The organism is Enterovibrio gelatinilyticus (genome assembly GCF_028683095.1).
Lineage (GTDB): Bacteria > Pseudomonadota > Gammaproteobacteria > Enterobacterales > Vibrionaceae > Enterovibrio > Enterovibrio gelatinilyticus.
The window spans coordinates 1-18,636 of record NZ_JAJUBC010000014.1; the positions used below are offsets into that span (position 1 = coordinate 1).

Below are 18,636 nucleotides of genomic sequence, written 5' to 3' on the forward strand. Positions count from 1 at the left end.
CAACGACCTTCCTCAGATATTGTCAATTTCAAGCCCGACAGTGACCGAAGGGGAGGCTGCTAAGTTTACGGTGACGCTGACCAACCCAAGCACGACGGCAACGTCAGTCTCCATGAGCCTGGCCAGCGGCAGCGCTGATAAGAATGTCGACTTTACGGGCACGACGGTCATGGTAAATGGCAAGCTCACACCTGTGAACGCCGACGGATCCTTTGTCGTTACCGTGCCAGCTAATTCAGTCAGTTTTGACATAACCATCAACACCCTAGATAACAAGGATGCTAATAACAATTCGATTGTGGAAGGCAAAGAAGACTTCACTTTGTCTGGTAAAACCGACAATCAAACCGATCCAGTAGTGGGGAAAGGAACCATTCTCGATAACGATGATTTGTTAGTTAAAAACAACGCTGCCAAAATTGGAGACGCTGAGATTGACGCCAACAATCCAGAAGCGACAGGCAAACTCCAGTTGAATGTAAAAGACGCGAGTGAGTTCGATGCTAAGTTTGTCAATATCGACGATCTCCCAGTGATCACCTCTGGCGGTGAAAAAGTTGAGTGGTCAGTAAGTTCTGATGGCAAAACGCTAACTGCAACTACCGAAGGCGGTGCGCCAGTTCTTGAAGTGGTGCTGACTAACGGTACTAAGAGTACTAATGGCACATCTGATTCTGAAAAGCCGACATTTACCGTCAATCAAATGTTGCCAATCGACCACGCAGAGCCTCAAAATCCGAATTCAGCAGATGAAAATACCCTCTTGATTAATCCCGAGGTTGAGTTTACGGGTTCTGGTTCAACTGCGGGGGTCGTAGACAAGGGGACGATTAACATCTCGGTGAAAGACGATATACCTACCGCATCGAAGGTTGAGCATAATGTCACTGTCACTTCGTCGCAGACCGACACTAATATCCAGTTTATCCTCGATAAATCAGGCTCTATGGATACCGAGATGGATGATGGTCAAACTCGTCTCGAAGCAATGCAGAAAGCCGTTGAAGCTTTGATTGAGCAATACGATGTCTACGGAAACGTAAAAGTTCAAATCATTGTATTTGATAAACATGATGATGTGTTGGATGCGCAAGGTACTGTGTGGATGGATCCAGCAGCTGCACTAGCTCTGCTAGAAAGCATCAGCGAAGGTGGAAAAACTGATTTCTCTGGTGCGCTAGAAGAAGCCATGAGCAAAGGTGATGAAGCTTCGTGGGATGCAGATGGTAAATTGTCGTCTGGCAAGAATGTCTCTTACTTCTTCTCAGACGGTAATCCAAATGAAAACTCGTCTAACTTTGCCGACAAGGTTGAGGAATGGAAGCAGCACCTTACAAGCAAAAACATCAATGCCATTACGGTGAACATCAATAAAAATGGTTCAACCACTACCGAACTGGATGATATTGCGTTCGATGGCACCAGCAACACAGATACAACAGCAAATAATTTAAGCGATATGGTAGATGGTATTCCTGTCGTGCCTGCATATAGCGTATCTGACATAGAAGGTGACTTGTTCGCGACTAATTCAGGCAATAAATATGGTGCAGATGAAGGGAAAGCTCTCGTTATTGCCTTTACTGGCGGAACATACACGTTTGACCTGACGGACCCATCGAAAAGCAGTGGTACCGGGCTTGATGGACAAAACGTCAAGTTAGTCGACGGTAAGTTGCATATCACCAACAGCTTTGGCGACAAACTCATTATTTCCAGTGACGGTAAATACACGTTTGTTGCTGGGGAGCTTGGCGCTCAGTCAAGAGTATTTGCCGTCGATTTCACACTTGTTGATAAGGATGGCGACAGCGCTCTGTCTCAGCTCCAAATCAATGTCCCGAGTATGCCAAGAATATCTATAAACGATAGCAACGGAGACGCGATTGGTGATACGTCTGTGGTTGAAGGGTCACAAGAGAGTGGCGCTAATACAGTATCACTGACCCTCTCGGGAGATAGAGTCAATAAATTTACCGTTGGTGATGAAGCGTTTGATATTCCAAGGAACGTAGACGAGCTTGTTGGAAGCACCTGGATAGATTCTGACTCAGGCCTTGCGTTTAAGATTAGCGCTGCCAGTGAAAATCTAAATGGTGTCATTTCAATTGAGTTAACGTTCAAATCCAAGTCGGCTGTCCAGCACAATAAGTCAGATAACGATGTCATTGTTATCCCTGTATCAGTGACGTCAGGAAGCGGAAAAAATGAAATCACATCAACGGATGCGTTGTTCGTAAACGTCGAAGACACTGCTCCGAGAGCTGTAGACGATACCCGAACAATTGATGAAGACTCCGCGGTTACAGGCAACGTTATTGTCGGTAGTAATCAAGGCACAGGACAAGATCACATCGGTTCTGACGACACTAGCATTACACGCATACGTGCGTATGTACAAAAAGGAAACAGCAGCAACTTTGGTTGGAAGTGGATTGATGTTCCTGATGATGGTTCCGACCTCACCATCCAGTCCAAGTATGGAACGCTCGTTATCGATAAATTTGGTGACTTTACCTTTACACCAAATGAACGTGCTAACTCATTAAATGATGGTGAGATCAAGTCACCAGAGTTCACTTATGAGCTGGAAGACGCTGATGGTGATACAAGCTCTGCCACACTGACAATCGACATCATCGGCGAAACCGATCGAACGAGTGTTAAAGGTTATGATGCTGACGATAACATCACTGTAAGAGATGAATGGGAAGACATACTTGCAACCTTAGGAGGATATGACGGCGTCCACTATACAGAGCAAGCCCTAGCGGATAATGGTTGGAATTTCCAAACAGATCGTGCTCCAGGGGATACTGCTAACGCTGATGCGGATTATGACCCTCTCACAGGAGCAATACTCGACGGAGGGGCGGGTAATGACCAAATTACTGGTGGTAACGGCAGTGACATCCTCATAGGAGGGTCAAACGGTCACGGTAGTTCGGGGGCTACGGGTCGTTATGATGGTGATGAGCTTACTGGGGATAAAGGCGACGATATATTCCTTTGGCGTAAATCAGATATCAGTAACAGTGGTGCAGTTTCTGGTAACGATGCAGTGAGCGACTTGGTTACGGATTTCAGAACGACAACTGGCGAAAAGGATATTCTTGATATCTCCGATCTGCTCTCAAAAGACTCGGTAATCCAAATAACGTCTGAGAACAGTGGAAACGATACTGTCATAGCTATTGATACGAATGGTGATGGCACTTTTGATCAGGAGATTATACTGCAATCATCTAGTTTCAATGACATGGATGACATCATTAAAAACGGAATGTTTGATGATAAAACCACAGCGTTGATTAATAGCTCCGACACCGCAATCAATGGAGAGGGAACTACAACTATAGTCATCGACTTGGATTTAAATCCTTAAACACAACCCTACGGGCCCAGCCTTCGCTAGGCCCGTTTTTTGCTTTTAATTTTTGCACGTTTACTTTTTGACTATTTATAGAGAGAACTAGGTGACAGAAGCAGCTATCGCTGAACGCAAACCGTCGCAGTGGCGCATTTCAGCGTCAACACAGGCGGTTGACGACCCGTTGTTAGATTGCTTGGTCTTACTGACCGAGCACTATGGTTCACCGTGCTCTGGCGATGCCTTAACGGCAGGTTTACCCATGACAGATGCGTTGCTAACGGCGGATCTATTTCCGCAGGCGGCGGCACGTGCGGGGTTAACTGCTAAGCTTTCGCGGCGCCAGTTAAAGGCGCTACCGAAACTTTTGTTACCCTGCATACTTCTTTTGACTGACAAAAGATCCTGTATCCTTCGTGAGATTAACGAAGATACAGGCATGGCTCTTATCCAAACCTCCGAGAACGGAGGCGAAGATGAAATTTCTTTAGCAGAGCTTGAGTCCATGTATGTGGGCTATGCCTTTTTGGTTAAACGCCAATACCGCGGTGATTCCAGTGTCGATCTGCACCTGCACGACTCTAAAATCCATTGGTTCTGGCAAACAGTCAAAGACGCCTCGCCGATTTATAGGGATGCCTTAATTGCTTCCGTTTTAGTCAATCTATTTGCTTTGGTGTCACCGCTGTTTGTCATGAACGTGTATGACAAGGTTGTGCCTAACCTCGCCTTCGAATCCCTGTGGGTGTTAGCGTCAGGTGCGCTTATCGCCTTTGCTTTCGATTTTCTGATGAAGAAAATGCGATCATATCTCATTGATATAGCAGGTAAGAAAGTTGACATTATTGTGTCATCGCGCTTGTTCGCTAGATTGATGGGTATTCCACTTGAGAAGCGCGCAAAAAGTGTTGGCGGCATGGCAAAGCAGCTCGGAGAGTTCGACGGCATTCGTGACATGCTAACGTCCGCAACCATTACCACCTTGGTCGATTTACCATTTGCCGTATTCTTCTTGTTTGTGATTTACCTGTTCGCGGGTGACTTGGCCGTTGTCCCCGTTGTCGCAGGCATACTCATTTTGGGCTATGCGTTATTTGTACAACCACGCCTTAAGGCTGCCATTGAGGAGTCCAACAAATATGCCAGCCAAAAGCATGGTCATTTGATTGAGAGCCTCTCTGCGCTAGAAGGGATCAAAGCCAATGTCGCGGAAGGCATTGTTCAGAAAAGCTGGCAACAGATGACGGCGCATACCGCCAACTGGAACCTCAAAGTTAAACAAATCACCAACTCAGTCTCTTACTTCGCCGCTTTCATCGTGCAAGTAACTTCAGTAGCGGTTGTTGTCATGGGGGTTTACCGAGTTGCCGATGCGCAAATCAGCATGGGCGGGATCATTGCAGCAGTCATGCTTTCGAGCCGTGCGGTATCTCCTATGGCACAGTTGGCTGGATTAATGAGTCGCTGGAATCAGACACAGTCAGGCATGCGCCAGCTCAACGCTATGATGGAACAAGAGGATGAATTTGCTGACAAAGGGCACCTGATTAGCCGCAAGCGCCTAAAAGGTGATATCTATGCCGACAACATTGGTTTTAGCTACCCTGAATCGGAAAAGCCGACACTTCACCCCACAAATTTCACGATAAAAGCCGGTGAAAAAATTGCCATTCTGGGCAAAAACGGAACAGGGAAAAGCACGCTGATCCGAATGCTCGCAGGGCTATACCAACCTAGTGCTGGCAGTCTGCGTTTTGACGGAATCGAGGCCAAACAAATACATCCAGCAGATCTGCGCCGCAATGTGGGTTATTTGGCGCAGGATGTAACGCTTTTTCACGGTACTATTCGTGAAAATATTATGTTTGGCACTCGCCAAGTGACCGAGCATCAACTAATTCGCGCAACACAACTTTCTGGTGTTGGGATTTTCACTTCTCAAGATAGCGAAGGTTTAGACAAGCAAGTTGGCGAACGGGGGGAAACACTGTCTCGTGGTCAGCGACAATCGGTCGCTTTGGCTCGCGCCCTATTGAACGATCCTCCGTTGCTGATCATGGACGAACCAACAGCTAGCTTAGATGCCCACGCAGAAAATCAATTTATTCATTCCATGAAGTTTGCAGCCAAAGATCGCACCTTGGTGATGATCACTCACAAAATGGCGTTACTCCAACTCGTTGACCGCGTCATTGTGATGGATAAAGGCCGTGTCGTCATGGATGGACCAAGAGACAAAGTTCTAGAGCGTTTAAACAGTGGTAACGCCGGAGGACAGAATGACTAACACGTTAAAGCGCCATGATCTTGAAATGACGGACGATGTGTATGGCGCAATGCTTACTGATGCCCCGCTGCGCTATCGCATCGTTATCTGGGGAGTGTTTGCATTTTTTGCTGTGATGTTGGCGTGGGCGAGTTTTGCAGCACTAGATCGCATGACCCGAGGAGAAGGAAAGGTTATTCCCTCTTCTCAAGTTCAGCTCATCCAAAGCCTAGATGGCGGTATTCTTCAAGCTATGTACGTGCAAGAAGGCCAGCTTGTTCAGCAAGGTGAGCCACTTGCGCGCATTGATGACACTCGCTTTCGCTCCGACTTGGCGCAGCAAGAAGAAGAAGTGTCTAGTCTTCGCGCCAATATCATTCGTATGCAAGCAGAACTCGGCAGTATCACGCTAAAACCGACGGCACCTAACTGGAGGGAGCAGATTCAGATCGTCATATCCCCTCTAGAATTTCCGGTCGCTTTGGCGAGCGAAGAGCCCGATTTGATTGCGGGACAGCGTCAGGAGTATGAAGGTCGCTTACTCGACTTGAAAAACCGTCTAGAGATACTGGCTCGTCAAATTCAGCAAAAACAGCAAGAACGACAAGAAATCGATTCAAAACTTCGAACACTGTCAGACAGTTATGGACTGATCAGCCGCGAGTTGAAAATAACCGTCCCTCTAGCCAAAAAAGGCATCGTATCAGCTATCGATTTACTCAAGCTTGAACGCCAAGTTAATGACCTTAAAGGTGAGCTTGAGTCATTGCGTTTGATGCAACCAAAAATTAAATCCACCGTCGATGAAGCGATTTTAAAACGTCGAGAGGCTGTGCTGTCTTTTAACAACGAGACTCGCTCAAAAATGGGTGAACTCGAATCGCGCCTATCTCGATTAACGCAGGCGCAAGTAGGCTCACAAGACAAAGTCGACAAGGCGGTCATTACCGCTCCAGTGACTGGTACCATTAAGACGATTCATATCAATACATTAGGCGGCGTGGTTCAACCTGGTATTGATTTGATCGAGATCGTTCCCGCGGAAGATAAATTGCTTATCGAGGCAAAGATTGCCCCCAAAGATATTGCCTTCCTGCATTCGGGGCTTCCTGCTGTTGTCAAAGTCACAGCATACGATTTCACCCGATATGGCGGGCTGAACGGCACGCTTGAACATATCAGTGCTGATACGACTCAGGACGAAGAAGGAAACAGTTTCTATTTGGTTAGGATCCGAACAGAAAAATCCAGCTTAGAAAAAAAGGATGGCGGTGAATTGCCCATTATCCCAGGAATGTTGACATCCGTGGACATCATCACAGGGAAGCGGACAGTTCTGGAGTACTTGCTCAATCCCATTTTAAGGGCAAAAGAATCGGCGCTAAGAGAGCGCTAATAATAATCAAGGAGAGAGACATGAAAAACAGTGTTAGCCGAACGCTTAAAAAAAGCGTGGCAGCATTGGCAGTGGCTGCCGTATTGCTACCAACGTCAGTTGCTGCTCAATCACTCGAACAGGCAGTGGCTACAGCATTGGACACCCATCCTCAAATTCGTCAAGCATTCAACCGCTTCAAGGTGCGTGAAGAGCAGGTGAACCAAGCTTTTGCTGGCTACTACCCAACGATTGATTTCGATGCAGGGATAGGACGTGAATGGACAGAAAGTCCATCAACCCGTCGAGATGCACTGAACTACAATGTTGACGACACGAAAGAGCTGACACGTCGCGAGATTGGTGTATCACTTCGCCAGGTCATATTTAGTGGCTTTCAAACCACCAACGAAGTAGAACGCAGCGAATATGAAGCCAGTGCCGAACAGTGGGCGCTATTTGCTTCTGCAGAAGATGTGGCACTGGAAGTCTCACGTGCCTACTTGGAGTTTTTGCGCGCTACCCAAATCGTAGTACTTGCCGAACGTAACCTAGAAAGCCATCAGATTATTTTTGACCAGGTAAAACAAAAAACTGACTCTGGTTTGGGTTCTACCGCGGATCTCTCTCAGGTAACAGGCCGTCTTGCTCGTGCCCATTCCAACCTGATTTCATCAAAAAATAACCTTTCTGATGCCACTATCACTTACAAAAAGCTGGTCAGCATCGCTCCGTCAGATACACGTCTTCCCGTTCCCGATGCAGTCATGTTGCCAACTAGCCTAGAGCAAGCAATTGATATGTCTACGATCGAGCATCCAACGTTGAAATCAGCGGGTAGCGATATCAATGCCGCCAACGCACAGCGTGAATCTGCCAAGGGTAACTACTACCCACAGGTGACGTTTGATTTATCTGCCGGTTGGGATGACAACCTTGATGGCACTGACGGTACAAGCCCGATTGGTGCAGATGTCGGCGGCAACAGTGATGAAGTACTCGCGATGGTACGTGTCAGCTATAACCTGTTCTCAGGTGGCGCAGATAGAGCAAGAGAGCGTGAAGCCGCTTACAGCATTAACGAATCCAAAGCGATTCAGCAAGAAGCGTATCGTGATGTTGTAGAAGGCACGACATTGGCTTGGAATGCTCGCGATTTCCTTAGCCAACAAATGACGTATCTTCGCCAGCATGTGGAATCCGCCATTGAAACGCGCAACGCCTATGAAGACCAGTTCAAACTCGGTCAACGTACATTGATCGACGTACTTGATTCTGAAAATGAGCTTTTCCAAGCCCGCCGTGAATACCTCACTGCAGAATATGATGACTTAATTGCACAATACCGATTGCTAAACGCAACAGGTCAACTGCTCGACTCACTACGCATAACAACGCCAGAGGTATGGCTCGGTGAAGACGCTTACAAAGGAGGCGTTCAATAATGAATAAGCTCATTCTCTTAATTCCAGCCCTATTCTTGGCTGGCTGTGCCAACCAAGAGATTGTCACGATGCAAGACACTTCATCACAAGTGAATGATTTGCGCGATCTTGACTACGATGGCGTTATCAAAGCACGTGAACTGTGCGATGAAACTCTCAATGGAGCATCAGTCAATAACGACGGCTGTCCAAAAGACAAAACCATCAAACAGAGCTTTCGCCTCGACGTGAAGTTTGCCAATGACTCATCAAAACTCTTGCCGAGTAACTATGCGAAGCTCGAGCAGCTCGCTGCGTTTTTGGAAGAGCAAGATGGTGCAGTTGTGACTATTGAAGGCCACGCAAGTAAGGTCGGTAACCCTGCATACAACTTAGCATTATCACAACGCCGTGCTGATGCTGTGGCGAATGCGTTGGTTGAAGATTTCGACATTCCGGTATCACGTGTTGAAGCTATCGGTTACGGCGATGCTGAACCACTCATCGATGAAGACTCTGAGCTTGCTCATGAGACCAACCGTCGAGTTATGGCATCGTTATCGGGCGAATACAGCACCACGGACATGAGATGGACCATCTTTACGTCTGAATAGCCCTGATATCTAACTAAAAGCAAGGGCTGACACATGAAGGTGTCAGCCCTGTTGTGTTCTGCGCCACCACGAGTTTTCTATGATCACAAAACGCTATTCTTTGCTGTTGGTTTACTTTTCCGCAATGCTGCTACTCGCCGTGTTTCTAACGGGGCAATTGTTTATGAGCACCCATGAACAACAGGCGAGGCTTATACAGCGCGCTGACGTTGCCACGGATCAACTCGTGCAAACTTTGCCAAAATTCATTACTTACTATGACACTGACTCGATTAAGCTTATCGCCAATAGCATACTGTCACAGGAAATCACTGCGATATCTCTCACCGATCAGATCACTTCGGAATCAATAACCTGGACACATAAAACCACACCAAACAATTTGGGCTGGTTTTTTTCGTTAAGCCAAGTGACTCCCGTTGAACGAACCGTAGAGCTGGAAGATGACGGTGCAGTCATTGCTTCACTGTCTTTAACACTATCACCCAACATTGCGAATCAAGACGTTGCTTCACATTTGTCAGGCCTGATTTCAAGTGCGAGTCTTCTAACTTTGGCATTGCTTTTCATTTTTACCATTCTTGACGAAAAACGACGCCAAGCCATAAAGAAAGCCACATCAACCATTCATCAGTTAGCGGTTCAAGATTTCTCATCATTGGAGTCATCAAAGCGCTCAGGGCTTCCCCTACTGGACCAAGCAATAGATGGCTTGGCGCAGCAAGTGCAACGGCTCATAAAATCACTGAACAACGAACTGAAAACGCTACACAACAGCATGATGTACGACGCGGTATCGAGCCTTCCAAATCGTCAATTTTTCATCCACCAGCTCAACAGTTGGATGGGTGAAGATAACGACTCACAAGGAGCGGTACTCATTACAAAAATGGAGTGGCTAGATACAATCTACCGCCACTATGGTTTTGCGGCCCGAGATGAAACCTGGCGTCTTCTATCCAGCTCTCTCCAAAGTGCATTGGGTAGCCAAAGCAATATCTGCATTGCACGTATCAGCGAAACCGAAGTGGCATTACTTCTTCCTGAATACAGCGAAGAGCAGAGCCGACATTGCTTACACATTTTGATCAGCACCCTCAATAATGAAGTCGCAATGGCTGGGTTTGAAGCCAACGAAGGGTTTTCTATTGGCGTCGTCCACGGTCATGGCGTACCTGGCTCTCAGTTGCTGTCTTTAGCAGACAATGCATTACAGCGCGCTATTCAAGTCAACGAAGTCTTCGTCTTTAATCGCGGAGCCGACGAACAAGTCATTGATCGAGAAACATGGCGAGCATTGCTCACTGACACCTTACAAAAGAAGACGATTAGATTTCAGTGGCAAGCGGTCAACAACCTCGACTCCTCTATATCTAAGCCCCTTCACTACGAGCTATTCACTCAGGCTTTGATAGAGAATCAATGGCATTCAGCGGGACGTATCATGCCGTACGTTCAGTTATTTAAAAAAGGCGTTGAGTTTGACAGAGTCGTAATTGAGTCTTTGATTGCACTACATAAAAACCTGCCTATTGAAACTCGTATTGCCTTGAACCTAACTGACGAAAGCCTTTCAAATAAAGCCTTTTGCGATTGGTTAGTACAGAAGATTCATACCGAGCTGCCAAGCAAAAACCTGTATTTTGAAATCAGCGAGGCGAGTGCGCGCAATAACTTAGATGCCTGCATTACGTTTAGCGAGAAAATCCGAAAAACAGGTGCTTTTGTTGGCGTTGATCATTTTGGCCGCTATCTACAGGGCGTCGAGTATTTGGCAAAGCTTAAACCGAGTTACGTCAAGCTAGACCAAGCATTGAGCCAAGAACAAAACAGTCAAAACCGCTTGTTTACCGAAACGCTGGCCAACATTGCAGATTCTTTAGATATCACCGTAATTGCAACAGGTGTGAAAGATGAAGAAAGCAAATCACAGTTAGACACGCTGTTTATTGATGCCTACCAAGGTTTTATACACCCTCCAGTTGTCGTCATGGCTCAAGAAAAAGCCATGTAAACCCCACAAAAAAACCCGCATTCAGCGGGTTTTCTTTTATTCGAACCAGTAACTCATAATTAGCGCATCTTCCTTGCCACCCTCTTTCGGGTAATACCCATAACGGCGGTCAAACTCATTAAACTCCAGCGATTCATAAAGCTTAATTGCCGATTGGTTACTTTCTCGAACTTCTAACCACGCTTCTTGTGCATCAGCGTTGCGCATACAAATAAGAAACTCATTAAGCAGTTGCTTACCAAAACCTTTACCTTGGTGCTGCGGCGCAACAGCGATATTGAGTAACGATGCCTCTCCAGCCACACATTGCGCAAAAAAGTACCCGACCACTTCATGATCCATGACCAGAACGCGATTGCAGCCAAACTTGGTTGGCGGCTTTCGCAATAAGCTTTCAGCCCAAGGGTGGCTATGGGCTGCTCGTTCTATGGCGACGACTGAGTCTAGCCAGGCATCATCCATCAAGAGAAATTCAGTTTTCATAACGTTTGATTTGTTTCCATAACGCCTTTTTGGCGTCTTGATCGTCATTGAGTATCGAGAGTACTGGCGAGGAGAGCGAATTAACGCCCGATAATGTCTGTACAGACGCACCTGCAAACCAACACCAGATCAAGGAGTGTTCTCCAAGATTGGCTAGCGCTCTTGAAGGCAAACTCAGTGCCTGCTCGGGGGTAAGCTTCATGCTGGCTAAGATCTTTCCAAATAACCAAGCATCACGTTCACTCAACTCGGCATCACTCACGAACAAGAGTTTACACGACGACGGTAACGCTATGGCCTTGTCCGCATTGTTTGGAAACAAGTCAGGACGCTTAACGTCCCATACCGTGATCCCCATTTCTTTGAGTCGCTGTAAATCGTTCATGACACCACGAATATCAAAATATGAACCAAGAGAATATGCGATGCATCCTAACAAACTTCTGCGGGTATCGGAATGAGCACGCCAATTTGGCTCTTTTCTTGCCCCAAAATCCGGCCAATAAAACGAAAAGAGCAGCCTCACGCTGCTCTTTTAAAAATGCATGAGTCGGCAATATCAGAGTTCATCAAACTCAGGACAGTAATCCACTAGCCCTTGTAATGAATCGAATGCGCCATCAATCAGTTCAATCGCCATAAATGCCTCTGCAGGCACGTCCCACTTACAATGGAAGCCAAATTTTTTGGCTGCAGTGAAGCCCACTCGCGAATAGTAGGCAGGATCGCCCAACACCACACAGGCTGGGTAACCAAACTCACGAAGTATTTCAAAGCCTTCCTTTATCAGCGCTGCCGCAATACCTTGCCTACGATAATCTGGATGTACACAAATGGGAGCCAACCCTTGTACGCCTGTGTCTTGTCCACCAATGGTGACAGGGCTAAACATAGTATGCGCAACCACTTCACCTTCATCAGTGCAAGCCACCAATGACAAGGTGTTATGCCCATTCTCACGCAATGACATCACCAGCTTAGCTTCTGCATGGGTTGGGAACGTTTTTTTATTCAATCGGTCGATCGGAAGTAGATCGGCAGGTGCTTCAGATCTTATGAGCATAGTGCGCCTCATCAGCATGGGCGGATGTTTGCAGGCCTTTTTGAACGAACGCTGCTAACGAAAACAATCCTTGGCGAAGTAAAGGTGGTAATAGATCCAGATCAACACTGTCCATCAAGTTTTTGACTTCCAAACCGAGCTCTGTGTCACCTTCAATCAACAAACGACGTTGAAAAAACAAGGTATCAGGATCTTCTTTACGAGCAGCGATCAAAATCAAGTCATTGAGATCACCGCTAAATCTTACGTCAGGGGTTTCAATATTTTGTTTTACGACAAGCTTGTCGTTATCAAAACTAATGTAGCTATTAAAACCTATATCGCGAACATGCACTTCCAACCAGCGATTTTCAAGAAATTCAAATTCGTCATCATCCAATGCTTCACTGAAAACACGTTTGAGCGTCTCTAACATGAGCGCCTGCTGTGCGGCTGCTGGGATAAGTTTAACGGGCAATCGAAAAAGTGCAGGTGCCTGTTGCACCAAGGCTGTATGAAGTTTATCGAGCAAGATAATGTTCCAACGCTAAGGGAGCGAAAAGTATGCTTCATTGTATGCCATTGTGACCCTGTTAGATCATGCCTTGAATCAAAAAACTCGAAGCACAGCCTCACTCTTTTTTGATTCATTCTGTTTACTACAGGTAGCACACACCCAAAAAGGCATTCACAACTCAGTAGCATTTAAAGGCCAACATAACCACCATGAATACATAAAAAGCGGCATGCGTTCAATTAACAAGTTACCTTAAGCAGTTTGGTAACATATGTGTTTATCCTGATACACTCGCGTTATATAGTATTGCTTCAAATTTGGAGTTGAAGTAGGAAATAGCTTCGCTAGCTTGGATGTATGGAGCCTAAATGCCAATTGAGCAACTAACCTATTGGTTTTCGCGCCTAACTCATAACAGCCCTTTCCTTTTTGCCGTACTAGACAAAAATCATCATTATCTTTGGGTCAGCCAGCGATATTGTGAAATTAGCGGGTTAGATCAAAGCGAATTGGTCGGCAAACAGGATTCAGACATTCTTGGTCTTGGCTTTTATGAGGCGCTGTCACCTCACTATCAACGTGCTTTCGTCGGGGAACACTCGGAAGGCGAAATAGTGCTCAATGACGGTATCCACGACTCCAGCTTTCATTTCAGTGTCTCCCCACTCGACAACAATGAATGGCCGGAAGGCGCCATCATTTTCCATGCAGCTGATACATCAGAAAGGCAAGTTCTAACCAGTGCGTTAGAGTCGTCAGAAAGTCGCTTTAGCAACCTTTGCCAATTAGTCGGAGAAGGATGTTGCGTCCTCGATGACGGTATCGTGCTCAGTGCCAATCATCATGCCGTTAGCATGCTAGGTTTTGACAACCCAAATGAAATTCTAGGTGAGGACATCGAAAACCTGCTGGCAAGCCCTGTCAAAGGTCAATCCGTTGTCGCCTCTCTCACCACTTTAGGTACAGGTAAACAGTTGGTATGTCATGCAAGTAAAGCGAACGCCAACAGCAAACCCTTAAACGTCTCTTATGGCGCTGTCAGCCTATTAGGTAGCAGTGGCGCACTTATTACGCTCTCTCATACCGTTGCTGTTTCTGACCATCAGCAAACCATAGAAAAGTTGGCGCAGTTTGACGCGTTAACGAGTCTGTATAATCGACACGGATTTTCTCGTCGCCTTGAACAGCTCATTACCAACGATACGCCTCTGTTGATGCTTTACCTAGATGTCGATAACTTTAAGAACATCAACGATTCTCTCGGGCATCACATTGGTGATCGTGTCTTACAAGAAATAGCGCAACGTCTTCGTCGTCATTTGCCCGCTGAAACAATATTGGGGCATCTCGGGGGGGATGAGTTTGCAGTTCTCTTGCCTGAGCAAAATGGTGATGAAACCGCTACCGATCTTGCCAATAAAATAGTCGAAGTTATCAGTCAACCGTTTGATCTCTACCATTTTAGTAAATATCTCGCCTGCTCAATCGGCTCGGTCAAATTTCCGGGAGATGGTAAAGATGCACGCAGCCTTTTGCAGAATGCTGATACCGCAATGTATGAAGCCAAAGAGCAAGGGCGCAATCGTGTTGTTACTTACAACCAGCACATGAACAAAGAAGCGCGTATGCGACTTTGGCTGGAAATAGAACTCCAAAAAGCCCTGCAAAATAATGGCCTAGAAGTTTGGTATCAACCTAAAGTCAACGCCAAGGACTACACGATCAATGGTGCAGAAGCCTTGGTACGCTGGAAACATCCTGTAGAAGGCTATATCAGCCCTGCCCGCTTTATCCCTGTCGCCGAGCGCTCTGGCATGATTGAACTGCTAGGTAGAAACGTGATGCGCGAAGTGTTTCAAGCAGTGCGCCGCTGGCAAGGCCTAAAAGTATTGCCTGGCCGCGTGGCCATTAACTTGTCTCCTCAGCAGTTTCGCAACCCGAACCTAACCACCCACATGAAAAAGCTTCAGGTTGCCACGCAGGCAGATCCTTCGCTAATCACTTTCGAGCTAACAGAAAGTGCCGTCATGAATGATGGCGATCATGCGATTCAAATGCTGAATGCCATTAAAGAATTGGGGTTTGCATTATCCATCGATGACTTTGGTACCGGTTACTCGTCGCTTTCCTATCTCGCCAAATTCCCGCTTGATGAACTTAAAATCGACCGCGCATTTATCTGCGACATGGAAACCTTTCCAAAACAGGTGACCTTGATTGAAAACATCATCAATTTAGGCCGTTCATTGAACATGTCTGTGGTGGCTGAAGGGGTTGAGACTGGCAAGCAAGCCAGTGTGCTCGGTAACTTAAAATGTGACACTATTCAGGGGTTTCATTTCTACAAGCCTATGCCGAGATCAGAATTTGAAGCGCTACTGATCAATAATCATAAGGCCATAAAAGCCGCGTCCTAATGTTGGTTGGCGCAGTCTTTGCGCCAACTTATCTTCCCCTCATTTTCCTTTCGTTTCTTCATTTGTTTAATCAAACCTGCCTCACATCAATGCTATGGGGTATGACTGTGCCTAAAATCCCAACCCTACGCTCAAACTCATAGCCAGATGCTGACCACGCGATGTGGGGATATTTATGGAATTGCTTTGCCCAGCAGGGAATCTCCCTGCCCTAAAAACAGCCATTGATAATGGTGCCGATGCGGTATACATCGGGTTCAAAGATGGCACTAACGCTCGTCATTTTGCGGGTCTGAACTTTGACGGCAAAAAACTCGAAAAGGCCGTTTCCTATGTCCATGAAAAGAAAAAACACCTTCACGTTGCGCTGAACACATTTGCGCACCCTGACGGATTTAAACGCTGGACAGATGCCGTTGATGCCGCTGTCGATCTTGGTGTCGATGCACTGATCATCGCCGACCTCGCCGTTCTTGATTACGCAGCCAAAAAACACCCAGACATGGAAATTCACTTGTCGGTGCAAGCCTCGGCTACCAACAGTGCGGCCATCGATTTTTATCGCGATCACTTCAACGTAAAGCGCGTTGTCTTACCGCGCGTATTGTCTATGCATCAAGTGAAACAGCTTTCTCGCACCACTGATGTCGATCTCGAAGTGTTTGCATTTGGTAGCCTTTGTATCATGTCGGAAGGCCGTTGCTACCTATCGTCATATCTGACGGGTGAATCCCCAAACACGGTTGGCGCATGTTCCCCAGCCAAATATGTCCGCTGGCAAGAAACCCCTCAAGGGTTAGAGTCTCGTCTCAATGACATTTTAATCGATCGCTACAAAGTGGGGGAAAACGCTGGGTACCCTACACTATGCAAAGGCAGATTCATCACTGATGGCGAACCTTTCCATGCGCTGGAAGAGCCTACCAGTTTGAACACTCTGTCGATTTTGCCTGAACTCTTCGCCGCCAATATTGCCTCGGTGAAAATTGAAGGGCGTCAGCGCAGCCCTGCTTATGTCGAGCAAGTGACTCGCACATGGCGTCAAGCCATTGATAGTTATCAACGCAATCCAGAAGCCTATAACGTGCTTCCCCAATGGAACCAGTGCTTAGACAGCGTCTCGGAAGGCGCGCAAACCACACTCGGTGCCTACCACCGTAAATGGCAGTAAAAGGAGCTCCCCATGAAATACTCTCTTGGCCCACTTCTTTACTTTTGGCCCAAACAAGACGTTGAGAGCTTTTATCAACAAGCGATCAGCAGCGACGCCGACATTGTCTATCTTGGCGAAACCGTGTGTTCTAAACGCCGCGAAGTACGTTTGGCTGACTGGATGGATCTTGGTCGCGAACTCGCGAAAAGTGGCAAGCAAGTGGTTCTCTCAACCATGGCATTACTCGAAGCCCCGAGTGAAGTGAAGGTTATGCAAAGCTACATCGACAATGGCGACTTCATCATTGAAGCCAACGATGTATCTGCCATTCAATTGGCTCATGAAAAACAATTGCCCTTCGTCGCTGGTCCTGCACTCAATCTTTACAATGCACAGGCGCTTAACGTTCTACTGTCAAAAGGCATGACGCGCTGGTGTATGCCCGTCGAGCTTTCTCGTGAATGGCTACTTAAAGTGCTGGCAGAAACTGAAACAATGGGAATTCGAGACCGCTTCGAGGTTGAAGTATTCTCATTTGGTCATTTGCCATTGGCCTACTCTGCACGCTGCTTCAGTGCACGTGCGGAAAACCGCCCGAAGGACAAATGCGAAACCTGTTGTATTAACTACCCACAGGGTTTAGAAGTGAAAAGCCAAGAAGGCCAAGCCGTGTTTACGCTCAATGGCATTCAGACCCAATCAGGTTACTGTTACGACCTCAGCAAAGATGTCGACTCTATGCACGGCATTGTGGATGTGGCGCGTATTAGCCCACAAGACATCAACTCTCTTGATGTTATCGCTGGGTTTAAGCGTGGCGAGCGCCATAGCACCGCGCAAACACATCACTGCAATGGTTATTGGCATAGTATTGAAGGCATGGCGATTCACTCTTAATTGCCTTAACGCTGAACGTAAAAGAGCCGCAACTGCGGCTCTTTTTTATTCATCATAGAATCACGATTTTCTATCGTTGCTGGCGCTCACAAACGAAGTTAGGATACTGGCACGGCTCGATTCAACTGCTGGGCGATGAGGCTCAACTCGAGCATAGAATACCGATGCTCAACAAACTCGTAGACATTGCCGGCCATCGCAAGCTTGTACAATGCAACCGCAGAGCCTAAATCACCTTGAGATTGATAACGCTTCGCCAGATAAAAATACCCTTCACAGAGTCGTTGCGCCAATTGAGCGTTATCAGTACTCGATCTCATGATCTCTCGAAAGAACGCCTCTTCACTAATGTCGTTAAGGTATAAACGCGCGATCAGCCAACCCCAGTCTTTTTTGTCAGACGCTTGGAAGTGAGCACGTAGCGCTTCTGTCGCCTGTTCATTACCCGACTTTTGCTGCTCAGCCAAGTACAGCCATATTGCACGGTAAGGGTCGTTCCCGTCGTCATTGTAATGCTTTAGTAGATCGCGTACAGCAAGGTCATAGCGACCGCCATAGTACAAAGCAATACCACGATTACGTTCTGCATACTGATGGGTTTCATCCAACTCTAGCGTTGAATCAAAGGCTTCATAGGCAGCGTCATACATACCACTTTGGGTAAAATAAACGCCTAGAATGTTAAATACATCAGGCTGCGCTGGGTTGTAGGACAGTGAACGGTTGAAATCTAAACGAGCCAGATCACGCAACCCTAGGCTATCGTTGATTAAACCACGCTCGTAGTAAATCTGCGCTTTGTCTTGTTCTGTGAGATCTTCTCTCAGCAAGATTTGATCAATTCGCGCCAACTGCACTTCTTGTTGCGTGGTTGACTGCAGTGGCACAGCCATTGGCAAATAGTGCCAAGGTTGCGAGTTTTGCGTTGACGTCGAAGTCGCACAGCCAGAAAGCAGTAGCAACGAACCAACAATGGTCAACGGCAGCCATCTCATATTTCGCATGTGTGCGTATCTCCAGATAAAACAAAAGGGGGCATAGCCCCCTTTTTATACCGCGTTTAA

The 18,636-nt window shown here is 46.8% G+C and carries 14 protein-coding genes; 9 read left to right on the forward strand and 5 right to left on the reverse strand.

The annotated features are described in order from the left end of the window. The 6 genes from LRP50_RS13165 to LRP50_RS13190 all read left to right on the forward strand — a co-directional run. The coding region (locus LRP50_RS13165; RefSeq protein ID WP_274164929.1) for a VWA domain-containing protein at positions 1–3,385 on the forward strand (3,385 nt) is incomplete at its 5' end. 91 nt (positions 3,386–3,476) lie between these two features. Continuing rightward, the gene (locus LRP50_RS13170) at positions 3,477–5,657 is read left to right on the forward strand and encodes a type I secretion system permease/ATPase (RefSeq protein ID WP_274164930.1); all 2,181 of its coding nucleotides are present in this window, start codon (positions 3,477–3,479) and stop codon (positions 5,655–5,657) included. Next, positions 5,650–7,032 carry an HlyD family type I secretion periplasmic adaptor subunit gene (locus tag LRP50_RS13175; protein ID WP_274164931.1) on the forward strand — a complete coding sequence of 461 codons (1,383 nt, stop codon included), beginning with the start codon at positions 5,650–5,652 and terminating at the stop codon, positions 7,030–7,032. Before LRP50_RS13170 ends, LRP50_RS13175 begins: the two co-directional genes overlap by 8 nt. Positions 7,033–7,052: 20 nt before the next feature. Beyond that, positions 7,053–8,456 (forward strand): TolC family outer membrane protein, encoded by a 1,404-nt coding sequence (locus tag LRP50_RS13180; protein WP_274164932.1) that lies wholly within the window; start codon positions 7,053–7,055, stop codon positions 8,454–8,456. Next, positions 8,456–9,049, forward strand: a complete 594-nt coding sequence (locus LRP50_RS13185; protein ID WP_274164933.1) for an OmpA family protein — start codon at positions 8,456–8,458, stop codon at positions 9,047–9,049. The genes LRP50_RS13180 and LRP50_RS13185 overlap by 1 nt, the downstream gene beginning before the upstream one ends. Positions 9,050–9,128: 79 nt before the next feature. Next, positions 9,129–11,063, forward strand: a complete 1,935-nt coding sequence (locus LRP50_RS13190) for an EAL domain-containing protein (RefSeq protein WP_274164934.1) — start codon at positions 9,129–9,131, stop codon at positions 11,061–11,063. Positions 11,064–11,099: 36 nt separating this feature from the next. On the opposite strand, the gene rimI is transcribed toward LRP50_RS13190, so the two are convergent. From rimI to ubiT, 4 genes are all read right to left on the reverse strand, one after another. Beyond that, complete coding sequence (rimI, locus tag LRP50_RS13195) at positions 11,100–11,546, reverse strand: ribosomal protein S18-alanine N-acetyltransferase (RefSeq protein WP_274164935.1); 447 nt, start codon at positions 11,544–11,546, stop codon at positions 11,100–11,102. Next, positions 11,536–11,931 (reverse strand): DNA polymerase III subunit psi, encoded by a 396-nt coding sequence (locus LRP50_RS13200; protein ID WP_274164936.1) that lies wholly within the window; start codon positions 11,929–11,931, stop codon positions 11,536–11,538. Before LRP50_RS13200 ends, rimI begins: the two co-directional genes overlap by 11 nt. A 174-nt stretch (positions 11,932–12,105) precedes the next feature. Continuing rightward, on the reverse strand, positions 12,106–12,609 hold the full coding sequence (locus tag LRP50_RS13205) for a GNAT family N-acetyltransferase (RefSeq protein WP_274164937.1): 504 nt from the start codon (positions 12,607–12,609) through the stop codon (positions 12,106–12,108). Continuing rightward, entirely contained in the window at positions 12,593–13,120 is a 528-nt protein-coding gene (gene ubiT / locus LRP50_RS13210; RefSeq protein ID WP_274164938.1) for a ubiquinone anaerobic biosynthesis accessory factor UbiT, read from the reverse strand. The genes LRP50_RS13205 and ubiT overlap by 17 nt, the downstream gene beginning before the upstream one ends. Positions 13,121–13,473: 353 nt before the next feature. Here ubiT and LRP50_RS13215 point away from each other — a divergent pair, with 353 nt between their 5' ends. The 3 genes from LRP50_RS13215 (at position 13,474) to LRP50_RS13225 (ending at position 17,572) form a co-directional block, all read left to right on the forward strand. After that, positions 13,474–15,522, forward strand: a complete 2,049-nt coding sequence (locus LRP50_RS13215) for a sensor domain-containing protein (protein ID WP_274164939.1) — start codon at positions 13,474–13,476, stop codon at positions 15,520–15,522. A 175-nt stretch (positions 15,523–15,697) separates the two neighbouring features. Beyond that, complete coding sequence (ubiU, locus tag LRP50_RS13220) at positions 15,698–16,693, forward strand: ubiquinone anaerobic biosynthesis protein UbiU (protein WP_274164940.1); 996 nt, start codon at positions 15,698–15,700, stop codon at positions 16,691–16,693. Between the two features lie 12 nt (positions 16,694–16,705). Beyond that, complete coding sequence (locus LRP50_RS13225) at positions 16,706–17,572, forward strand: U32 family peptidase (RefSeq protein WP_274164941.1); 867 nt, start codon at positions 16,706–16,708, stop codon at positions 17,570–17,572. A gap of 98 nt (positions 17,573–17,670) precedes the next feature. On the opposite strand, the gene nlpI is transcribed toward LRP50_RS13225, so the two are convergent. Continuing rightward, positions 17,671–18,576: a lipoprotein NlpI gene (nlpI, locus tag LRP50_RS13230; protein WP_274164942.1), complete on the reverse strand. Its 906-nt coding sequence runs from the start codon at positions 18,574–18,576 to the stop codon at positions 17,671–17,673. Positions 18,577–18,636: the final 60 nt, after the last annotated feature.